17 protein-coding genes are annotated in these 17403 nt (G+C 39.6%); 9 read left to right on the plus strand and 8 right to left on the minus strand.

Going from position 1 to position 17403, the window contains the following annotated elements; translation table 11 throughout:
- Positions 1 to 187: 187 nt before the first annotated feature.
- Genes AC4CU2_RS12145 through AC4CU2_RS12155 form a run of 3 tightly spaced genes read left to right on the plus strand, consistent with a single transcriptional unit; the run spans position 188 to position 3677 of the window.
- Positions 188 to 1198 carry a TAXI family TRAP transporter solute-binding subunit gene (locus tag AC4CU2_RS12145; protein WP_490768895.1) on the plus strand — a complete coding sequence of 337 codons (1011 nt, stop codon included), beginning with the start codon at positions 188 to 190 and terminating at the stop codon, positions 1196 to 1198.
- On the plus strand, positions 1195 to 1668 hold the full coding sequence (locus AC4CU2_RS12150; protein ID WP_005399934.1) for a DUF1850 domain-containing protein: 474 nt from the start codon (positions 1195 to 1197) through the stop codon (positions 1666 to 1668). The genes AC4CU2_RS12145 and AC4CU2_RS12150 overlap by 4 nt, the downstream gene beginning before the upstream one ends.
- Positions 1665 to 3677, plus strand: a complete 2013-nt coding sequence (locus tag AC4CU2_RS12155; protein WP_010326235.1) for a TRAP transporter permease — start codon at positions 1665 to 1667, stop codon at positions 3675 to 3677. The genes AC4CU2_RS12150 and AC4CU2_RS12155 overlap by 4 nt, the downstream gene beginning before the upstream one ends.
- A gap of 53 nt (positions 3678 to 3730) precedes the next feature.
- Here AC4CU2_RS12155 and apbC read toward each other — a convergent pair whose 3' ends face one another.
- On the minus strand, positions 3731 to 5008 hold the full coding sequence (gene apbC / locus AC4CU2_RS12160; protein WP_005399936.1) for an iron-sulfur cluster carrier protein ApbC: 1278 nt from the start codon (positions 5006 to 5008) through the stop codon (positions 3731 to 3733).
- Between the two features lie 316 nt (positions 5009 to 5324).
- Between apbC and AC4CU2_RS12165 the strand changes: the two genes are divergently transcribed.
- The gene (locus tag AC4CU2_RS12165) at positions 5325 to 5654 is read left to right on the plus strand and encodes a hypothetical protein (RefSeq protein ID WP_039889769.1); all 330 of its coding nucleotides are present in this window, start codon (positions 5325 to 5327) and stop codon (positions 5652 to 5654) included.
- A gap of 43 nt (positions 5655 to 5697) precedes the next feature.
- Here AC4CU2_RS12165 and AC4CU2_RS12170 read toward each other — a convergent pair whose 3' ends face one another.
- The 3 genes from AC4CU2_RS12170 to AC4CU2_RS12180 all read right to left on the minus strand — a co-directional run bounded on the left by AC4CU2_RS12170 (position 5698) and on the right by AC4CU2_RS12180 (position 8448).
- Positions 5698 to 6162 carry a hypothetical protein gene (locus AC4CU2_RS12170; protein WP_004981189.1) on the minus strand — a complete coding sequence of 155 codons (465 nt, stop codon included), beginning with the start codon at positions 6160 to 6162 and terminating at the stop codon, positions 5698 to 5700.
- Between the two features lie 149 nt (positions 6163 to 6311).
- Entirely contained in the window at positions 6312 to 7112 is an 801-nt protein-coding gene (locus AC4CU2_RS12175) for a hypothetical protein (RefSeq protein WP_010326233.1), read from the minus strand.
- 82 nt (positions 7113 to 7194) lie between these two features.
- The gene (locus tag AC4CU2_RS12180) at positions 7195 to 8448 is read right to left on the minus strand and encodes a PDDEXK family nuclease (RefSeq protein WP_080543906.1); all 1254 of its coding nucleotides are present in this window, start codon (positions 8446 to 8448) and stop codon (positions 7195 to 7197) included.
- Positions 8449 to 8620: 172 nt separating this feature from the next.
- Between AC4CU2_RS12180 and metG the strand changes: the two genes are divergently transcribed.
- From metG to AC4CU2_RS12205, 5 genes are all read left to right on the plus strand, one after another.
- On the plus strand, positions 8621 to 10678 hold the full coding sequence (metG, locus tag AC4CU2_RS12185) for a methionine--tRNA ligase (protein ID WP_005399940.1): 2058 nt from the start codon (positions 8621 to 8623) through the stop codon (positions 10676 to 10678).
- Between the two features lie 64 nt (positions 10679 to 10742).
- On the plus strand, positions 10743 to 11168 hold the full coding sequence (locus AC4CU2_RS12190) for a hypothetical protein (RefSeq protein ID WP_490768896.1): 426 nt from the start codon (positions 10743 to 10745) through the stop codon (positions 11166 to 11168).
- Positions 11169 to 11180: 12 nt separating this feature from the next.
- Entirely contained in the window at positions 11181 to 12206 is a 1026-nt protein-coding gene (locus AC4CU2_RS12195) for an IS30-like element ISAba125 family transposase (RefSeq protein WP_010326927.1), read from the plus strand.
- Positions 12199 to 13377 carry an LA2681 family HEPN domain-containing protein gene (locus AC4CU2_RS12200; protein WP_490768897.1) on the plus strand — a complete coding sequence of 393 codons (1179 nt, stop codon included), beginning with the start codon at positions 12199 to 12201 and terminating at the stop codon, positions 13375 to 13377. The genes AC4CU2_RS12195 and AC4CU2_RS12200 overlap by 8 nt, the downstream gene beginning before the upstream one ends.
- A 46-nt stretch (positions 13378 to 13423) precedes the next feature.
- Positions 13424 to 14392 carry an MBL fold metallo-hydrolase gene (locus tag AC4CU2_RS12205; protein WP_005399942.1) on the plus strand — a complete coding sequence of 323 codons (969 nt, stop codon included), beginning with the start codon at positions 13424 to 13426 and terminating at the stop codon, positions 14390 to 14392.
- Positions 14393 to 14501: 109 nt separating this feature from the next.
- Here AC4CU2_RS12205 and AC4CU2_RS12210 read toward each other — a convergent pair whose 3' ends face one another.
- From AC4CU2_RS12210 to AC4CU2_RS12225, 4 genes are all read right to left on the minus strand, one after another.
- Positions 14502 to 15179, minus strand: coding sequence for a DUF799 domain-containing protein (locus tag AC4CU2_RS12210; RefSeq protein ID WP_005399943.1), 678 nt, complete (start codon positions 15177 to 15179; stop codon positions 14502 to 14504).
- Positions 15176 to 15553, minus strand: coding sequence for a DUF4810 domain-containing protein (locus AC4CU2_RS12215; RefSeq protein WP_004694541.1), 378 nt, complete (start codon positions 15551 to 15553; stop codon positions 15176 to 15178). Before AC4CU2_RS12215 ends, AC4CU2_RS12210 begins: the two co-directional genes overlap by 4 nt.
- 13 nt (positions 15554 to 15566) lie before the next feature.
- On the minus strand, positions 15567 to 16238 hold the full coding sequence (locus AC4CU2_RS12220) for a CsgG/HfaB family protein (protein ID WP_005399944.1): 672 nt from the start codon (positions 16236 to 16238) through the stop codon (positions 15567 to 15569).
- A gap of 111 nt (positions 16239 to 16349) precedes the next feature.
- Positions 16350 to 16973, minus strand: coding sequence for a LysE family translocator (locus AC4CU2_RS12225; protein WP_005399945.1), 624 nt, complete (start codon positions 16971 to 16973; stop codon positions 16350 to 16352).
- Positions 16974 to 17403: the final 430 nt, after the last annotated feature.

Below are 17403 nucleotides of genomic sequence, written 5' to 3' on the forward strand. Positions count from 1 at the left end.
TTCTTTTTTCAAATCAATGATTTTATAAATCAAATAGACATAACTAATGAAAAAAAACTATTCAAATGATTTTTAATCAGTTACTTTTTAAAACATGCGTATTTTTATTCATCAATCTGATCGCGCAAAGTCAAGGATAAAAGAGCCAAGTGAATGGCTTTGAAGATAATAAAACGAGGAAAAGTATATGAAAAGATGGACTCAACTCACGCTACTTTCAATTGCACTTGCAGGTCTAGGAGCATGCTCAAGTGACAATAAAACCACGACTTCAGGCGATGCTCAAACCGAAACCAATGCACAAACATCCGACAAACTCCAAAGTAAATTTGTCAACATAGCAACAGGCGGCGCATCTGGCCCGTATAACGTGATTGGCACCAGTTTGGCTGAAATTTATAATAAAACCTATGGTGTAAATTCAAAAACTCAAACCACAGGCGCATCGGTAGAAAATCTTAACTTACTCAAACAGAAAAAAGTTGAAATGGCTTTTGTCATGAGTGATAGCTTAACCGAAGCACTAAATGGCACAGGTAGTTTTGCCAGTGGGAAAATTGATAATGTCCAACAAATTGCGGCACTCTATCCCAACTATGTGCAAATTGTGGCCTCAAAAAAATCAGGCATTAAAAAGCTTGAAGACTTAAAAGGTAAGCGTATTGCTGTCGGTGCCCAAAACTCAGGGGTTGAAGTTAATGCGCGCACCCTCTTAAATGGTTTTGGTATTACTTATAATGACGTGAAGGTCGATTATCTAGGCTATGCAGAAGCCGCGGATGCTTTAAAGGGTGGAAAAATTGACGCTGCATTCTTAACCAGTGGTATCCCCAACTCATCCTTGATGGAACTGCAACAAGGTTTCGATTTACAACTGGTTGGGATCGATCCTGCGAAAGTGAAACAAATCGCCAAAAACCAAACCTATTTCCTATCTCTGAATATTCCGAAAGGCACTTATGGCAATGCAGAAGATATTCCAACTGCGGCCATTATGAATGCTTTAGTGGTACGTTCCGATCTTTCTGAGGATGATGTCTATAAACTGACCAAAACCTTCTTTGATAGTTTAGGACAATTGGCCAACTCACATCAGGCAGCGACAGAAATTAATTTGGAAACGGCTCAAAAAGGCGTGGTTGCTCCGCTACACCCTGGGGCTAAACGTTATTACGACGAACTCGCAGCGAAAAAATGAAGCTGAAAAAAAGTGCAGTGTTTACTGCACTTTTTCTACTCGGTTTATGTGGGCTGCTGTTCTTGCCTGTGCGCTATAGCGAAGTGACTGTTGCTCAAATGCAGTGCCGAATTTCAACAGCACAATTTAGTTTGCAGTGGAAACATTCAGTTGAAAAAACTCGTTGGATTGAAAACTATCAACGGGAGCAACAGCACTTTATATTGCGCTACACCGACCTGATTTCTTTCGGTGCAGGCACACCGAATGACTATCCCATCATCTTTCAAAAAGACGGTATAGTCAGAATGAAAGTTAATCGGCGAATTGATCAAATCAACTGGATCATTTCCAAGAATATGCAAGGCAGTATCATCATTCACCAGCGCGTCTGGCCTATTTTTCAACAATATCCAGATTACACCTTGGTGCAAATTACAGCACAACAACAGCCCTTGTGGAAAGCATGGCAGATCGGAGAATGCCGATGACTCAAAATGAAGAAAAAGTTGCCCCTGAACAATTAGACGAGCAGCAACAACAAGCCATTTTAGAAAAATTTGATCGTGAGTCAGTGACTCGTTCCCCAAGCAACAAGTCTGTAGCATGGTTCATAGCGGCGATTGCTATTTTCTATTCCTTATTTCATTTATTTATTACCTTTAATCCACTACCCGAACTGATTCAACGTTCCGCCCATGTCGCTATTGGTTTAGTTTTGATCTTTCTACTTTATCCTGCGCGTCAGTCCAGTTCACGACAAAGCATCCCTTGGTTGGATTGGTTACTTGCCTTAGCCGCTTTAGCAACCTTTTTATACCTTTGGAAAGAATATCAAGCCATTATGACCACGCGTGGGGGTATTCCAAACACTTTAGATATTGTTTTTGCCATTTTAGCCGTGGTGCTGGTGGTTGAAGGTGCTCGGCGGGTCATGGGATGGATGCTGCCTATTTTAGGTTTAGTCTTTCTGTCTTACCCGTTTTTTAGCCACTATGACTGGGTCCCAGATCGTTTATTGACGCGTTCATATAGTATTAGTGATATTTTCGGGCAAATGTATTTAAAAACCGAAGGGCTTTATTCTTCCGCTATTGGCGCTTCAGTCACTTTTATTTTCCTGTTTATTTTGTTTGGTGCTTTTCTGGCGAAATCAGGCATGGGCAAATTGTTTAATGATCTTGCGATGGCACTTGCGGGACATAAACAAGGTGGTCCTGCAAAAGTTGCCGTCATTTCCAGTGGATTTATGGGCAGTATTAATGGCACAGCGGTGGCCAATGTCGTAGGGACCGGTTCATTCACCATTCCCCTGATGAAAAAAATTGGCTACCACAAAAATTTTGCAGGTGCTGTTGAAGCCAGTGCCTCTGTAGGTGGACAAATTTTACCCCCGGTGATGGGAGCCAGTGCCTTCATTATGGCTGAAACCACGGGTGTCAGTTATGGCACCATTGCCCTTGCAGCCACCCTTCCAGCTTTACTCTACTATTTAGGTGTGATGGCGCAGGTTCATTTCCGTGCTGGTAAAGACAATTTAAAAGGTGTCCCGAAAGCGGATTTGCCACGGGTTAAAGATGTCCTAAAGGAACGAGGACACTTGCTTATTCCGATCGTGGCTTTGGTGTTTTTCCTCTTTCAATCCATCCCTGTCAGTTATGCCGCGGTCTACACCATTGTCTTAACTGTGATTGTGGCGAGTTTCCGCAAATCGACCCGTATGGGCTTCAAAGAAATATTAGAAGCGCTCGCCGATGGTGCAAAACAATCCCTTTCGGTCATGGCAGCCTGTGCTGTGGTGGGGATTATTATTGGTGTGGTGAGCCTGACCAGCTTTGGCTCTGTCATGACCTCCTCGATTATGAGCATCGGTGCAGGCAGCCTATTTTTAACGCTGTTCTTTACCATGATTGCATCGATGATTTTAGGTATGGGACTTCCTTCGATTCCAGCCTATATCATTACCGCGACTATGGCTGCACCCGCTTTGGCAAACTTTGATATTCCCACGCTAGTGGCGCATATGTTTGTGTTCTACTTTGGTCTGTTTGCCAATATTACCCCCCCTGTCGCCTTAGCCGCCTTTGCAGGTGCGGGAATCGCAGGGGGCGACCCAATGCGCACGGGCTTCCAAGCCTTGAAGCTTTCTTTAGCGGGTTTCATTGTCCCGTTCCTGTTCGTCTATAACCCTGCCATGCTGATGATTGATACGGCCAATGTCGCAGTCAATGCACGTGAGTTTGCTTTTCCTGCCTGGACAACTATTGTGAGTATTGTCTTTACCTCAGTGGTTGGGATTTTGGCACTGGGGGCAGCAGTTGAAGGTTACTTTAAAGTTGGTTTGAACTGGTTCTGGCGAATTTTCTTAGGTGCAGGTGCTTTATGTATGATTATCCCTGAAACTGTGACTGATATTATCGGGATTGTGATGGTGGTGATCGCCATCAGCATTAATATTATGCAAGCCAAAAAACAAAATCAGTCCTATTCACTCTCCTAAAAAAGAAACAAAAAAAAGCCCAACTTAATGTGTTGGGCTTTTTTATGGCTCATTTAGAAAATACGAGTCTGATCTTTTTCAGCCTGAGGCAGTGCGGCTGCAATTTTTTCAGCAATCTGCATATAGCTGTCTGCTGCACTGTCTTCCACTAAAACAGAAGGCTTACCCGCATCCGCATTTTCACGGATTTGTACATTTAAAGGCAGACGTCCTAAAAGTGGAATAGCGTATTGCTCAGACAGTTTATCACCACCGCCCGTACCAAAAATTTGCTCTTCAAATCCACAATTTGAGCAAATATGGGTCGACATATTTTCCACAACACCCATGACTGGAATGTGTACGCGGTTAAATAGCTCAATGCCTTTGGTCGCATCCATAAGCGCCACATTCTGTGGCGTGGTTACAATCACTGCACCTGTCACAGGAATACGCTGCGCAAGCGTCAACTGAATATCACCTGTACCCGGTGGCATATCAATCATCAAGACATCTAAATCAGGCCATAAGGTTTGATTGAACAGTTGCATCAACGCACCTGTCGCTTTCGGCCCACGCCAAGCCACGGGAGTATTATGATCACCTGTTAAATGCCCAATCGATAACACTGCCAAACCATAGGCATCTAAGGGTACAAAATTTTCCGCTTCAATCATCGGCGTTTTGCCCGCATTGCCCAACATAGTCGGAATACTTGGACCATAAATGTCCGCATCTAAGACCCCAACTTTTAAGCCGAGCTTTTGCAAAGCAAGTGCAAGGTTTACCGTGGTGGTGGATTTGCCCACGCCGCCCTTGCCCGAGGACACCAAAATCACATTTTGAATACGCGGATGCTTCGGCACATCACGTTGTTGTGGTGCTGCTTTTTGAATGGGTGGATTGTTTGGATCAGTTTCAACGGGTTGTGCAGCAGCTTGGGCTGCTGAGCCTGAAGCATCAATCACTGGGGGTAAATTGCTTTTCGGTGCAGCCTCTTTTGCTTGGCTTGAACAGCTCTCACCTTCAGCATGCTGATGTCCACAGCCACCTGACTTTTCTTTATGTCCCGTTTTTTGTTGAATCACATGCATGTTTAATTCTTTGATACCGCATGCTTCAAGCGCAACCGCCAAATCATCATGAATCTGTTGTAAATCATCTGCTTCGGCAGGAAAAGTATTGATGGTAATTTGCAGAATATTGCCCTGCACATTCACTTGAGTAATGCGGTCTTTCAACGCATGGTTTGAATTGGGCAAGATATAGTTTTGCAGTACTGTTTGGATTTCTTCTTCCTTTACCTCCTGCGCAGGAGAAAAAACTGATTTAAGAGAAGAAAGCCACGACATATATGTACTCCAAATTCGAGTATTCAGCTGAATGCTATAGTTTAACCACAAAACGAACTTAGGTTAAGTTCAGTATTTATGGATTATGCCATGAAATTTAGTATTCCTAGCTTTTTAGTTGGTTTTATACGCTGAATATCAAAGGGCGAAGCTTAGTCGCTTAAGCTAACTGAAAAAATAAAATCGGTGAATTGGATCAAATTTGAACGTAAAGAATTGTAAGTACAATCCAATCTCCCCATTTAAGGTGATGTTATTGCATAGCAAAATATCTATATTCTGTTGTTCTATCTTTACGCGATTTGGGGAGAAAATAATGAAACTTTGGGCCGTGGTTGTTTTGGCTTGCACCATATCTATCTTTAGTTTTGCAGGTACATCAACCAATTCATTTAAAACCCCTGCGGGTCAAACGGTAACTATCGGTGATCAAGTTCAAGACATGCAGAAAAAAATCGATTTATCGCCGATTTCTATGTCCTCTACCCCAATCAACAGTGCACCGAATAGCCCACTTGAGACGGTATATGTATATGAAATTGCAAACTATCGTTACACCATCCGCACCGTGAACAATCAAATTCAGAGCATCATGTGGTTTAACTTGGACGCAGACCCTGCACTCAGTACACAGTCTACGCCATAGTATTAGCGAACATTTAAGGCCGACATTCGCCGTTTCAGACGGATTAAGCTTGGTCGTCTTTTTTAAACTTTTGCAGTGTTTCTGTGGCTTTCTTTTTCAACTCGTCAAACTTTTCAGTGGCTTGCACCTTAAATTCTTCCAGTTTAATTTCGGCCTCATGCTTTAACTCAGTGGCTTTAAGTTTCGCCTCATCCAGTTTATGCCCTGCTTCAACTTTAAAGTGATCCAATTTCTCCTGTGCAACTTGTTTCGCATGCTCGGCTTTGGCTTGTGCAGACTCCAACTTTTGCTCAAAAGCTGCATCGCCTTCGGCTTTACTTTCTGCTGCGTTCTGCTTTAAGTCAGTCAGCTGCTTTTCAGCATCTAGCTTGGCTTCAGTGGCCTGATGTTTGACATCTTCCAGTACTTTCTCGCCTTCGAGTTTTGCCGCTTGAGCTTTCAACTTCAAATCTTCACCCAACTCAGTCGCTTTGGTTTTTAAATCATCGAGTTTATTGTCATTCGTCATGTCACAGCCCTCTTTCGTATTTAAAATTTTGGTTAACTCAGAGTTATACCTTGCTTTTTAAGTGCTGACGTCATTTGCATCATTTGGAAACAATAGCTGTACAGGATGCAGCAATTTAAACACCATCCTGTACCACTCAACGGAAGAGACTAACGCTTTACGGTACTGAGAAAGCTAATAACTGCAAACAGCCAAATAAACAAAATGAAACTGCGGGCTTGAGTGAAATGGGTCACGTCTGCGCCATGTACCATATTATGACGGCTGGCCGTGACACTAGAACTCGCATCCATTTTCAATGCTTCAAGGCTCAGAAAATACGGATTGATTTCACTGGCAATTTTAACTTTATGCCATAGGCTTTTGACTTCATGGCCTTTCAAACCCGGTACAATTTTATACACATCGACGAACTTGGTTTGATTTTGCTTTAAATACCCATGTTCAATCAGCGCATCCGTCAAAATTCCTTCAATTTGACCATAAAGAACCGTAATACAACCTGCATAACACTGCTGTTGATACAGTTTTAAGATTTCTTCAATCACGCTGCGGCGCTGAGCTTGGAATGCACCCAAATCCATCGCGTCGTAAGCGTCAAGCAAAGTCGCTTGGAAATAGTCCGTTTGGATTAAATTGGGCAACTGAAACTTAGTCATATCAGCTTCTTTTTCATTGGCCATTTGCCAGAAAAACAACAGATTGAGCACGTCATTGGCCATTGGTTCATCACTTTCATACTCAAGTTGATCCGCCATTACCGCAAAGTACGAATCTTCAGACTCGAGCTGACGGAGCGACTCGACCAATTGTGCATGTGGTCGACTACCCATTGAAGCAAGATATTGTTCAGCTTGTTGTAAAAGACGATTGCCCAATAGTTTGGTCGCTTGTGGATTTTGCGGAATTCGGGTCACGGGTTGGTCGAAATCAAAATCATCATCGATCATTGACGGCATACTCTTAAAAACGGGCTGAATCTAAGTATTATCGCTGTTATTGCAAAATGGATATATAACCATTTCTAATTTTCTATCTTTCTTTTTCCATTTGAGAGATTCTCTGAATAACGTCAGAACCTAATGATCTTGTGTTTTTTTCATTCCCTTTCAGGTTATTTAAATCAACATTAATTCTAATAGCAATTTCTCTTAATATAGGTTTTGCAACAGATTGCAGCACTTGATTTTTGCTTATGTTAATACTTAAGTTTGATAATTGCTGAATCTGATACTCTCCAAAAATCACTTCTTTAATTACTGAAACATTGTCACTAACGATCTCTATCTCATAACCCAACTCATCAGCTCGGTCTAAAATCGCCTGAATATTTCCTGCACCCCATTGATTTGAAATAACAAATTTTCCATCAGTCAAATCTAAAACCTCATCGACTTCAGAAAAATATCTATTCTTATCATTTGTCTGAATCACTTCATCATAACGCTTGTACATTTTTCTCCCCTTTCTTAATTCTTGAGGAAAATCAAACAATAAATCTTCAAGAGATAAAATATTATTATTTTTAATATGTGTTTTAATTAGTTCTAGTACCAGTTTTCTTTTATTTAACTCTAATCCGTTAAATAAGTATTTAGAATAATCCTTACTATTTAGATTTTTCTGTATTTCTCTTCTTTCTTCAGCTTTCTTTTGAGCTCGTATTTGATAATCTTTTGCCTCAGGCAAAGGTAACACTTGCTGGATATCAATCAAAATTTGATCTTGATATTTGTATGGTTTCATTCGAACACAAGTAATATCCAAGTCCCTCTCATTCAACCATATTACGGATGTAGTCAGTTCTTTAGAAAACTCAGCAGAAACTAGAATGATTCGAACATCATTACCAAAATTTGTTTCATTAATCGCATCTAATTCAATAAAATCCTCAATAGTTTCTCTAGCATTTTCTTTTGTAAAGCCTTCCTCTCCATTTTTGTTTCTATAGTCTACCAATACATCCAATGCATGCTCAAAAGTCATGGTAGAAATCATAGAAGCGTAACGAAGGGCCTGTAACTCCATATGATCACCTGTATCGGTGCGTTTTAACTCTATGATCACTAAATTTGCTTGTTTATCAATTGCTAATAAATCAATACGTTTACGTGAAGCATCCCATTCTGCATATTCCTCCGTTAAAACTAAGCAATCCGCTGCAATCACGCTAATATTCTGCTTTAAAGCTTGCTGTAAATGCTGACGCTCTAAAATAGATTCATTGATAAACGTTGTTCCTTGTATGGCATTTAATTGACCATTCTCCAATAAGAATATGCTCATATTTACCTTATGCTATTAAATTAAATAAATAAAATTGCAGTTAGACTAACATGTAGAAGTTAAATCATCTCTTGTTTTTATTCTACTTTTTAGGAAGCATCGCTTTGTATTACCTCATTCATCAGGTAAAATCGTTGACCTTATATAAAATACGAATGAGAGAGTCATATCCGTGCGTAATATTTTAGTCACTAACGCCCTACCATACGCCAATGGCCCCATCCATATGGGACACTTACTCGGTTATATCCAAGCAGATATTTGGGTTCGTGCCATGCGTGCAATGGGACACGATGTGACTTATGTATGTGCGGATGATGCTCACGGTACAGCCATCATGCTACGTGCCGAAGCCAATGGTATTTCACCTGAAGATCAAATTGCCAATGTGCAAAAGGAACACATCCGTGATTTTGACGGTTTCGGTGTGCATTTCGATCATTATGATTCAACCCATAGTGATGAAAACCGCTCTCGTGCTTCTGAAATTTATGTGAAAAACCGTGAAGCAGGCAATATTGCCATCCGTCCTGTCAACCAGCTTTTTGACCCTGAAAAAGGCATGTTCTTATCGGATCGTTTCATTAAAGGCACGTGCCCGAAATGTAAGTCGGAAGATCAATACGGCGATGCGTGTGAAGTCTGCGGTACAACATACAATGCGACTGAGCTTTTAAACCCGAAATCGACTTTAAGTGGTGCGACGCCTGTAGAGAAATCTTCAGATCATTACTTCTTTAAACTACCGAATTTCTCAGAATATTTACAAAAATGGACGCGTGACCAAGGTCGCTTACCTGTTTCAATTGCCAACAAACTGGATGAATGGTTTGAAGCGGGTTTATCGGATTGGGATATTTCACGTGATGCACCATATTTCGGTTTTGAAATTCCAGATGCACCGAATAAATATTTCTATGTTTGGGTCGATGCGCCGATTGGTTATATGTCGAGTTTTGAAAACTACATCAAAGCTAAACGTCCTGATTTAAGTTTTGACGACTTTTGGAAGAAAGACTCTGACAAAGAAGTCTATCACTTCATTGGTAAAGACATCGTTTACTTCCACGCGCTGTTCTGGCCTGCAATGCTTGAAGGTGCAAACTACCGTACGCCATCCGGTTTATTCGTCAATGGTTTCTTGACGGTGAACGGTCAGAAGATGTCGAAGTCTCGCGGCACATTCATCAAAGCTGAAACCTATTTAGAACACTTGAACCCTGAGTACTTACGTTACTACTTCGCGTCTAAACTTTCGGACAAAGTTGAAGACTCTGATTTAAACTTGGATGATTTCGTTCAGAAAGTAAACTCTGATTTAGTTGGTAAAGTGGTGAATATTGCCAGCCGTTGTGCAAAATTCATCAACACCAAGTTTGATAATAAGTTAAGTGCAACTTGTGCAGAGCCTGAATTGGTACAAAGCTTTATTGATGCGGGCGACTCAATTGCTAAAGCCTATGAAGCACGTGAGTTCTCTGCTGCGATTCGTGAAATCATGGCACTTGCAGATAAAGCCAACCAATATATTGATGAGAAAAAACCTTGGGCTTTAGCGAAAGTTGAAGGCGAAGAGCAACAAGTACACAATGTTTGTTCGGTAGGAATTAACCTATTCCGTCAATTGGCTGTGTACCTTGCACCTGTACTTCCGACTTTAGCAGCTCAAGTGCAAGCGTTCTTAAAACTAGACCGCTTTGACTTTGCTTCTGCTCAAACGGCATTGGTCGATCATGAAATTGCATTGTTCCAACCTTTAATGCAACGTGTAGACCCGAAAGCAGTTGCGGCAATGGTCGATGCATCTAAAGACTCTTTAGCTGCTGCAGCTGAACCTGTAAAAGTTGAGAAGAAAAAAGAGAAGAAAGCCTCGACTAAGCCTGAGCCAAAAGTTGGCGAGGCAGAAGTGATTGGCATTGAAGACTTTATGAAAGTTGACCTACGTGTCGCTGAAGTTTTAGAAGCTGCAACGGTAGTAGGCTCTGACAAACTTCTACAACTGACTTTAAATGTTGGTGAAGCTGAACCGCGCAATGTATTCAGTGGTATTCGTGAGTTTTACCAACCAGAAGACCTTAAAGGCAAATTGGTGGTGATGGTGGCGAACCTTGCACCACGTAAAATGCGTTTTGGTATTTCTAACGGTATGGTTTTAGCTGCGGGCAATGGCGAAGGTGTTTGGGTGATTTCACCTGAATCTGGTGCTAAAGCTGGTGATAAAGTGTCTTAAGGTTTAGACACCCATAAAAAGCCCTGCTATATTTTAGTGGGGCTTTTTTATGTAAGTTAATAAAATGAGATTAGAATTAAAGAAAATCAACGAAGCTATAAATGCTATTTCTTATTCTATTGATACTGAACAATATGAAGAAGCTTTGTTAGGTTCTGAGATAATGTTGAATGAACTCGAAAAATATGAAAAATCAGAATCAGTATTACGTCTATTCTTTAATTTAGCTGGACAATTTATAGATGCAGGCACATCGTTAAGAAATAAAAGTGCCGTGTCTAAAGGAATCCAAATTTTAGAGACTTACTCAGAGCATTATGAAAATCAATCTAATATTAACTATTATTATAATTTAGCAAATGGAAAATTAGCATTAGCTAATGATTGTGGTTATTCAGAAGATGACGTGAATTTCAAAAATATAGAATTATTTAATGATGTAAAGAACGGCAGAGTAAAACTTGAAGTGCGACATAAACCACCTAATTAATTTAAAGGGTTTATGGAGTATATAAAATTGTCATACCATCATCTTAACTTTGAAGATCGTACTGCATTAATGCTTGAGTCAAGAAAAGAAGGCTTTTCAGCCAGAAAATTTGCTGAACTTATTAAAAGACATCCTAGTACGATCTATCGTGAGCTTAAAAGAAATAGCATCAATGACGTTTATCAAGCTCGATATGCTTCTGATAACACTTTTGCTAGACGTAGACGTGGTCACAGAAAACTCAAAATCGATTCAATCCTCTGGAAATTTATTGTTGAAGCGATCCGTTGTTTATGGTCTCCTCAGCAAATAGCAAAGCGTTTAAAGACATTTCCTGATTTGGATCAAACAATGAATGTAAGCCATACAACGATTTATTCAACGATACGCGCATTACCCAAGGGTGAGTTGAAAAAAGACTTATTATCCTGTCTGCGTCATGAAAATAAAAAGCGAAAAGCTAACGGTGAACCTAAAAAAGATTCTATATTACAGGATATTAAAACTATTCATGAGCGCCCAGCCGAAGTTCAAGAAAGAAAAATACCGGGTCATTGGGAAGCTGATTTAATTAAAGGTAAAGACAATAAAAGTTCGATAGCAACACTTATTGAACGAAATACACGGCTCTGTATCTTGGCAACATTACCTGATGCAAAGGCAGAATCAGTGCGCAAGGCTTTAACTGAAGCTCTGAAATATTTACCTGCAGAACTGCGTAAAACGTTGACCTATGACCGTGGACGCGAGATGGCAGAACATAAAATACTTGAAGAAGATTTAGGCATAGATGTATATTTCTGTGACCCACATTCACCCTGGCAAAAAGGCACATGCGAAAATATGAATGGTTTAATTAGGCAATATTTACCTAAAGGGATTGATTTAAATCAGGCAGATCAGCATTATTTAAATCAAGTTGCCATGTCACTGAATACTCGTCCTAGAAAAGCGTTAGATTGGCTTACACCATTAGAGAAATTTGCTCAGCTTGTTGATTATCATAAGACTTTTCAAACTGTCGCACCTCATGTTTGAATTCGCCAACTTATATTGGAAGGCTTATAAATTAATAAAAAAAGAAGATAATTACGATTTATATCAACAAAATATAATTAATCTTGCAAATGTTCTCAAACAACAATTTCGATTTTCGGAAGCTTTAAAACTCTATGATTTAGTAATAAAAGAAAATACGCCCTATCCACAAGCATGGCTTAATCGAACATCTTGTTTAAAGCAATTTGATCAACTATTAGATCATCGCACCGCAAAAATGATTATGGAAATAATTAAAGGGTATAAATTCGCTTGTAACTCACATTTAACTCCGAATACCTGGAAACCTTACTACAAAAATCAAGTCAATTTTTTAACTGAACAATTAGATTCTAAAGACTTAGATTCTGAAGAAGCTGAGACACTTAAAGAATATTCTTCTATGACTCAATTCCGACAATGGTGTATAGAAGAAAATTTAACTCTGAATATTCATGGAATGTATTGTTCATGCATTGCCAATGAACGAGATAATTTAACTCTTTTAGAGGGTATAATTTCTCCGACTAATATTCTTATATATGAACAATATCTCAACCGATTGAAAGCCGAATTTTCCTTGATGCGAGTAATGTTCTATGAGTCTAAATTCACAAATAGCTCTAAGTTTGATTATGAAAGCTGTTATTCGGAACTTGATGACAAAGAAATCATTAATATAAGATCTGAAAAGCTAAGAACTTGTTTCAGACTATGTTTCTCAATATTAGATAAGTTAGCAATCTTCTTGTGTCAGTATTTTTCACTAAAAATTGAGAAAAATACTGCGTTCAATAATTTTTGGCATCAGAATAAATCTGCCCTAGAAAGCAAAGAAAATTTTGCTTTGATTGCAATTAACAGTCTTATTTTTGATCTAAATGAAAAAAATGGACAATTTGGTTTCTATAAAGTTTGGCGAAATGCTCTCGAACATCATATTTTATTTCTAGTTCCAGATACTTTTGAACTCTCTAATGACTCTACACATACTTATGTAAAAATCACTGACTTCGAAAATAGTCTCCTAAATTTAATTCAATTAACAAGATCATCTATATTTTCAACAGTATTTGCAATTGTTGAAGATCTACGTCAGAAAATGCCAAATGATAAAAATAATTCTCTTGAAATAAAAATCCATAAAAAGGAGTTTAAAGGTTCTCCATGACATGCTAAAAAATAGACAATTCAACAAATTTTGTGAAACTTTATAAATGAATAAGTTACTTGCTTCCGCTTTAATTAGCTCCAGTCTCATTAGTGTTTCATCCTTCGCTCTTTCCCCACCTGCCCCAATCCCCCAACAAAAACAAGTCTCAGGCTATTACCAATACCAAGCGGGTGATGTACAAATCACTGCCCTGTTAGACGGCACAAACTTCATGTCGCCTAAATTATTTCAAAATACTCCAGAAAAAGAAGTCCATGAAATTTTAAAGAAATATGCTGCCGACCAAGCCAAAGGCGTACAGACCTCTGTCAATGCCTTCCTTGTAAATACAGGTCATTCGCTGGTTTTAGTGGATAGCGGCGCTGCGAGCTGTTTTGGCGCACATTTAGGTTCAGTGTTAAGCAACTTAAAAGCGTCAGGCTATCAACCAGAGCAAGTCGATACCATCTTGCTAACGCACCTACACCCAGACCATGTGTGTGGTATTAGCCAAAATGGCGTGGCAAACTTTCCAAATGCAACGGTTTATGTTTCGAGCGATGAAGCGAACTATTGGCTAAACCCGAAACAAATCGAAAAACTCCCGAAAGAAAAACAAGCAGGCTACTTAGGAACTGTTGAAAAAATTAAACAAGCCATTGTGCCTTATCAAGCCAAACAACGCTTCAAAACGTATCAATTGGGCGATCAAGTTCAGGGATTTAAAGTCATTAATACCGCGGGGCATACGCCGGGACATTTTAGCTATGAGCTGAAAACCAAAGATGAAACGGTGGTCTTTATTGGTGACATTGTGCACTCTCATACCGTGCAATTCGACAAGCCAGAAACCGCTATTGATTATGACATCGACCCGAAAAAAGCAGTGCAAACCCGCTTAAAGCAATTTGCTGAATATGCAAAAGGCGTGCAAACCATTGCAGCACCACACTTGCCATTCCCTGCTATTGGACATATCTATTCAGCAGATGGTAAAAGCTATCAATGGATTCCTGTGCATTTTAAGGATTAATTTATACGAAAATTATCTCTTCTTTTGCCTGAGAGTTAAAAGTCACTTCAAACCAAATATAAGTTTGTTAAATCATAAAAAATCCCCTCATTTGAGGGGATTTTTTTTACTACTGTGGACTCATCGAGTTTTGTACAAAATGCGGAGAACGAGGTCCATATAGCAACCCTTTTTGCTGCATCAACTGCGGAGCATACAACTGGGTACTCACACTGTTAGACAGTACATAAGCTTTGTCAGATAAATGATTAGAAATTTGGTCAATCAAGGCACCCACCAACATCCCGACCAGACCGGCGTTGTTGTTATTATTGGCTTGTTGGATTTTTTCCTGACCTTCCCATAATAATGCTCCGGTTTTTAAATCCACCAATTTCGCCTCGACCGCAACGGTCGAGGTCGATTGAATCACCTGATATTTAGAACCATATTCTTTGACTTTGACATACAGTGCGGCATCCGCTCCAAAAATTTCATTGAGTTTCTGAATTGGAATTTGCTGCGCATCATAGCCGTTGGTTACGCCGTTTTCTTTAAATAGCGTATCGACCACAGAAATGGGGAACACATAATAGCCCGCTTCTGCTACAGGTAAAGTCACAGTAGACCAATACCCATAGGTTGCCCGTGTATCGGGTGACTCATTTACAGGCGGCAACACCAAAATGGATTTTGGCATATTGGCATGATATGCAGATAAGTCACGATTGCTTTTTGGTGTCGTAGCACAACCTGTGAAGAGTGTCACAGCAAGGCCAAGTATGCATAGTTTTTTGAAATTTTTCACTTCACACTCCCTACCGCAGACTGAGCCGTCATTTTTTTCAAAAGACGATCCATTAATACTGTCGACTCTGGGTAAGTTTGGCGTTCAAGCTCAAAATACTGAACAGCACGTGGCCCATTATTGATATTTAAATTCAATAAACCCAAATGCGCATACAAGCCCGGAGGCACTGCTGCATTTTTGGCTTTGGCTTTTTCAATATCTTTTTCAAGTTTGCCAATCTGTTCTTGTGGAGAAGTCTTTTCTGGCAGACTCAACATCAAATAGGTTTGCTGCGGGTATTCGCCCCAGCTATATAACGATTTTGGCGCTGAAACACAGCCCACCAAAGTCATGGTGCAGATCACACCTAAAACCAATACGATTTTTTTCATTGATTCAAACCAGTTACTGCGCAGACCACTTATTGGTTTGAATATCCAACACCAAATTATTAACCGCTTCACGCACAGCCAAATCTAGAACTTTACCGTTTAAAGTTGAGTCATAAGAAGCAGTAGAACCAAAACCTAAAATTTCACGTTCACTGAGTGCATACTCGCCTGCACCTTGCACAGAGTGAACAATTTCTGCTGTTTTTACATCGACAATATTTAAGTTCACTTTGGCATAAGCAATTTGGGTTTTACCACGGCCCAATATGCCAAATAGCTGGTGATCACCAACTTCTTTACGGCCAAATTCAGACACGTCGCCCGTTAATACATAACGTGCGCCTTTAATGGATTGAGATGATTTAGTAAAGCCTGCTTCTTGTTTTAATTCAGCAAGGTTGTCACGGTTTAGGACAGAGAAATAGCCCGATTGCTGTAAATGCGTTTCTAAAATGGTTTTCGCCTGACCACCTAAACGATCAACATTGTCTGAGAAAATGCCACGCATGTAGCTTGAGCGGTTGTCAAATTTTCCTACAGAAACAGGCGTTTTAGTGCCAGCGTATTTGACTGTCGCCACTGCCGCTGTTACTTGCGGTGATTGAATTGTTTTTGACGTTTCTGTTGTTGAACATGCAGATAATGCTAAGCCACTCAAAACGGCCAAAAATATAGATTTATTCAAAATTTATCCCTCAAATCTTTAATTTAAAAATCATTAAAAAAATCAAAGGGATTATAACCATTTAGCTTTTAGTTACCTATACAAAATCCAGTTTTGTTGTTGTGAACCTTATCACTTCATTCCAAAAATCAGTTTTAAACCCAACACCGTCATCACGGCCCCTGCTGCGCGGTCAAATACGGCTTTAAACTTCAAATACACGCGGCGCGGCTTTTCAGCAGACAACGCCACTGCAACCAACGAACACCAACCCGCATCAATAAAGAAACATAGGATAGGTAGTACAAAATAGTAATAGGTTGGGATTTCTTTGGGTAAAAGTGCAGTAAAAATACTGGCTAAAACAATCGCAATTTTAGGGTTGGAGAGCTGGGTAATTAAGCCAGTCATAAAGGCACGGCGTAAAGTCATTGCTTTTGAGCTGGAATGATCTGCCTCAATCGGCTCTTTGGCATGTTTAATAATTTTAAATGCGAGCCAAAGCAAATAGATCCCACCACAAATTTTTAAGGCCAAATACGCTGACGGCACTGCCAACAAAAAGGCTTGTAAACCAAGTACAGCCAACAGACCAAAAACAGCTGCGCCTGTTCCAGTCCCCAGTGCGGTAAAGAGGCCATGCTTTCGAGAAATCGCAATCGAATTTTTTGCTACATAAATCGACGTCGGTCCAGGGCTCATTGCGCCTAACATTAATGCAAAGGCAATCGAGCCCAAAATCCAAAATGATTCCAAGAGTGACCTCTAAATTGAGAGAATTTATCAGCTGCGATTTTACGCTAAACAAAGTTTTTACGATATTCACTTTATCAGTTATTTTTCACATTTATATCGTGATCAAGCCGCAGCGTGTACGTCCATTATATTTTTTAATGATAAATAAAAAAGCCTATTTTTAAGGAAATTTAGCATAGGCAATCGTGAAAACAACAATAGAGCAATTACTCAACAATAAAATGCAAAATCAGTTATTTAGATCATATTCAATTTTAATAAAAAGACAAATGTGTATTAAAAATAGCCATCATATGCTTATTTTCGATTACAAAATATAATGGGGGAATTACTTCCCTTTTCATACATTTTTCATATATAAAAAGACTTACTATTTATAAGGTTTTATTTCTCTAAACCACATTTTTAACTTCATAATTTTTAACATCAG

Source organism: Acinetobacter sp. 797_lipA (genome assembly GCF_058243025.1).

What these genes read in the sequence shown, in the direction of transcription:
- AC4CU2_RS12175 (WP_010326233.1), bottom strand. Translation starts at nt 7,112, where the DNA reads ATGATCGATGATGATTTTGATTTCGACCAACCCGTGACCCGAATTCCG.
- apbC (WP_005399936.1), bottom strand. Translation starts at nt 5,008, where the DNA reads ATGTCGTGGCTTTCTTCTCTTAAATCAGTTTTTTCTCCTGCGCAGGAG.
- AC4CU2_RS12145 (WP_490768895.1), top strand. Translation starts at nt 188, where the DNA reads ATGAAAAGATGGACTCAACTCACGCTACTTTCAATTGCACTTGCAGGT.
- AC4CU2_RS12150 (WP_005399934.1), top strand. Translation starts at nt 1,195, where the DNA reads ATGAAGCTGAAAAAAAGTGCAGTGTTTACTGCACTTTTTCTACTCGGT.
- AC4CU2_RS12190 (WP_490768896.1), top strand. Translation starts at nt 10,743, where the DNA reads ATGAGATTAGAATTAAAGAAAATCAACGAAGCTATAAATGCTATTTCT.
- AC4CU2_RS12200 (WP_490768897.1), top strand. Translation starts at nt 12,199, where the DNA reads ATGTTTGAATTCGCCAACTTATATTGGAAGGCTTATAAATTAATAAAA.
- AC4CU2_RS12215 (WP_004694541.1), bottom strand. Translation starts at nt 15,553, where the DNA reads ATGAAAAAAATCGTATTGGTTTTAGGTGTGATCTGCACCATGACTTTG.
- AC4CU2_RS12170 (WP_004981189.1), bottom strand. Translation starts at nt 6,162, where the DNA reads ATGACGAATGACAATAAACTCGATGATTTAAAAACCAAAGCGACTGAG.
- AC4CU2_RS12180 (WP_080543906.1), bottom strand. Translation starts at nt 8,448, where the DNA reads ATGAGCATATTCTTATTGGAGAATGGTCAATTAAATGCCATACAAGGA.
- AC4CU2_RS12205 (WP_005399942.1), top strand. Translation starts at nt 13,424, where the DNA reads ATGAATAAGTTACTTGCTTCCGCTTTAATTAGCTCCAGTCTCATTAGT.
- AC4CU2_RS12195 (WP_010326927.1), top strand. Translation starts at nt 11,181, where the DNA reads ATGGAGTATATAAAATTGTCATACCATCATCTTAACTTTGAAGATCGT.
- AC4CU2_RS12155 (WP_010326235.1), top strand. Translation starts at nt 1,665, where the DNA reads ATGACTCAAAATGAAGAAAAAGTTGCCCCTGAACAATTAGACGAGCAG.
- AC4CU2_RS12165 (WP_039889769.1), top strand. Translation starts at nt 5,325, where the DNA reads ATGAAACTTTGGGCCGTGGTTGTTTTGGCTTGCACCATATCTATCTTT.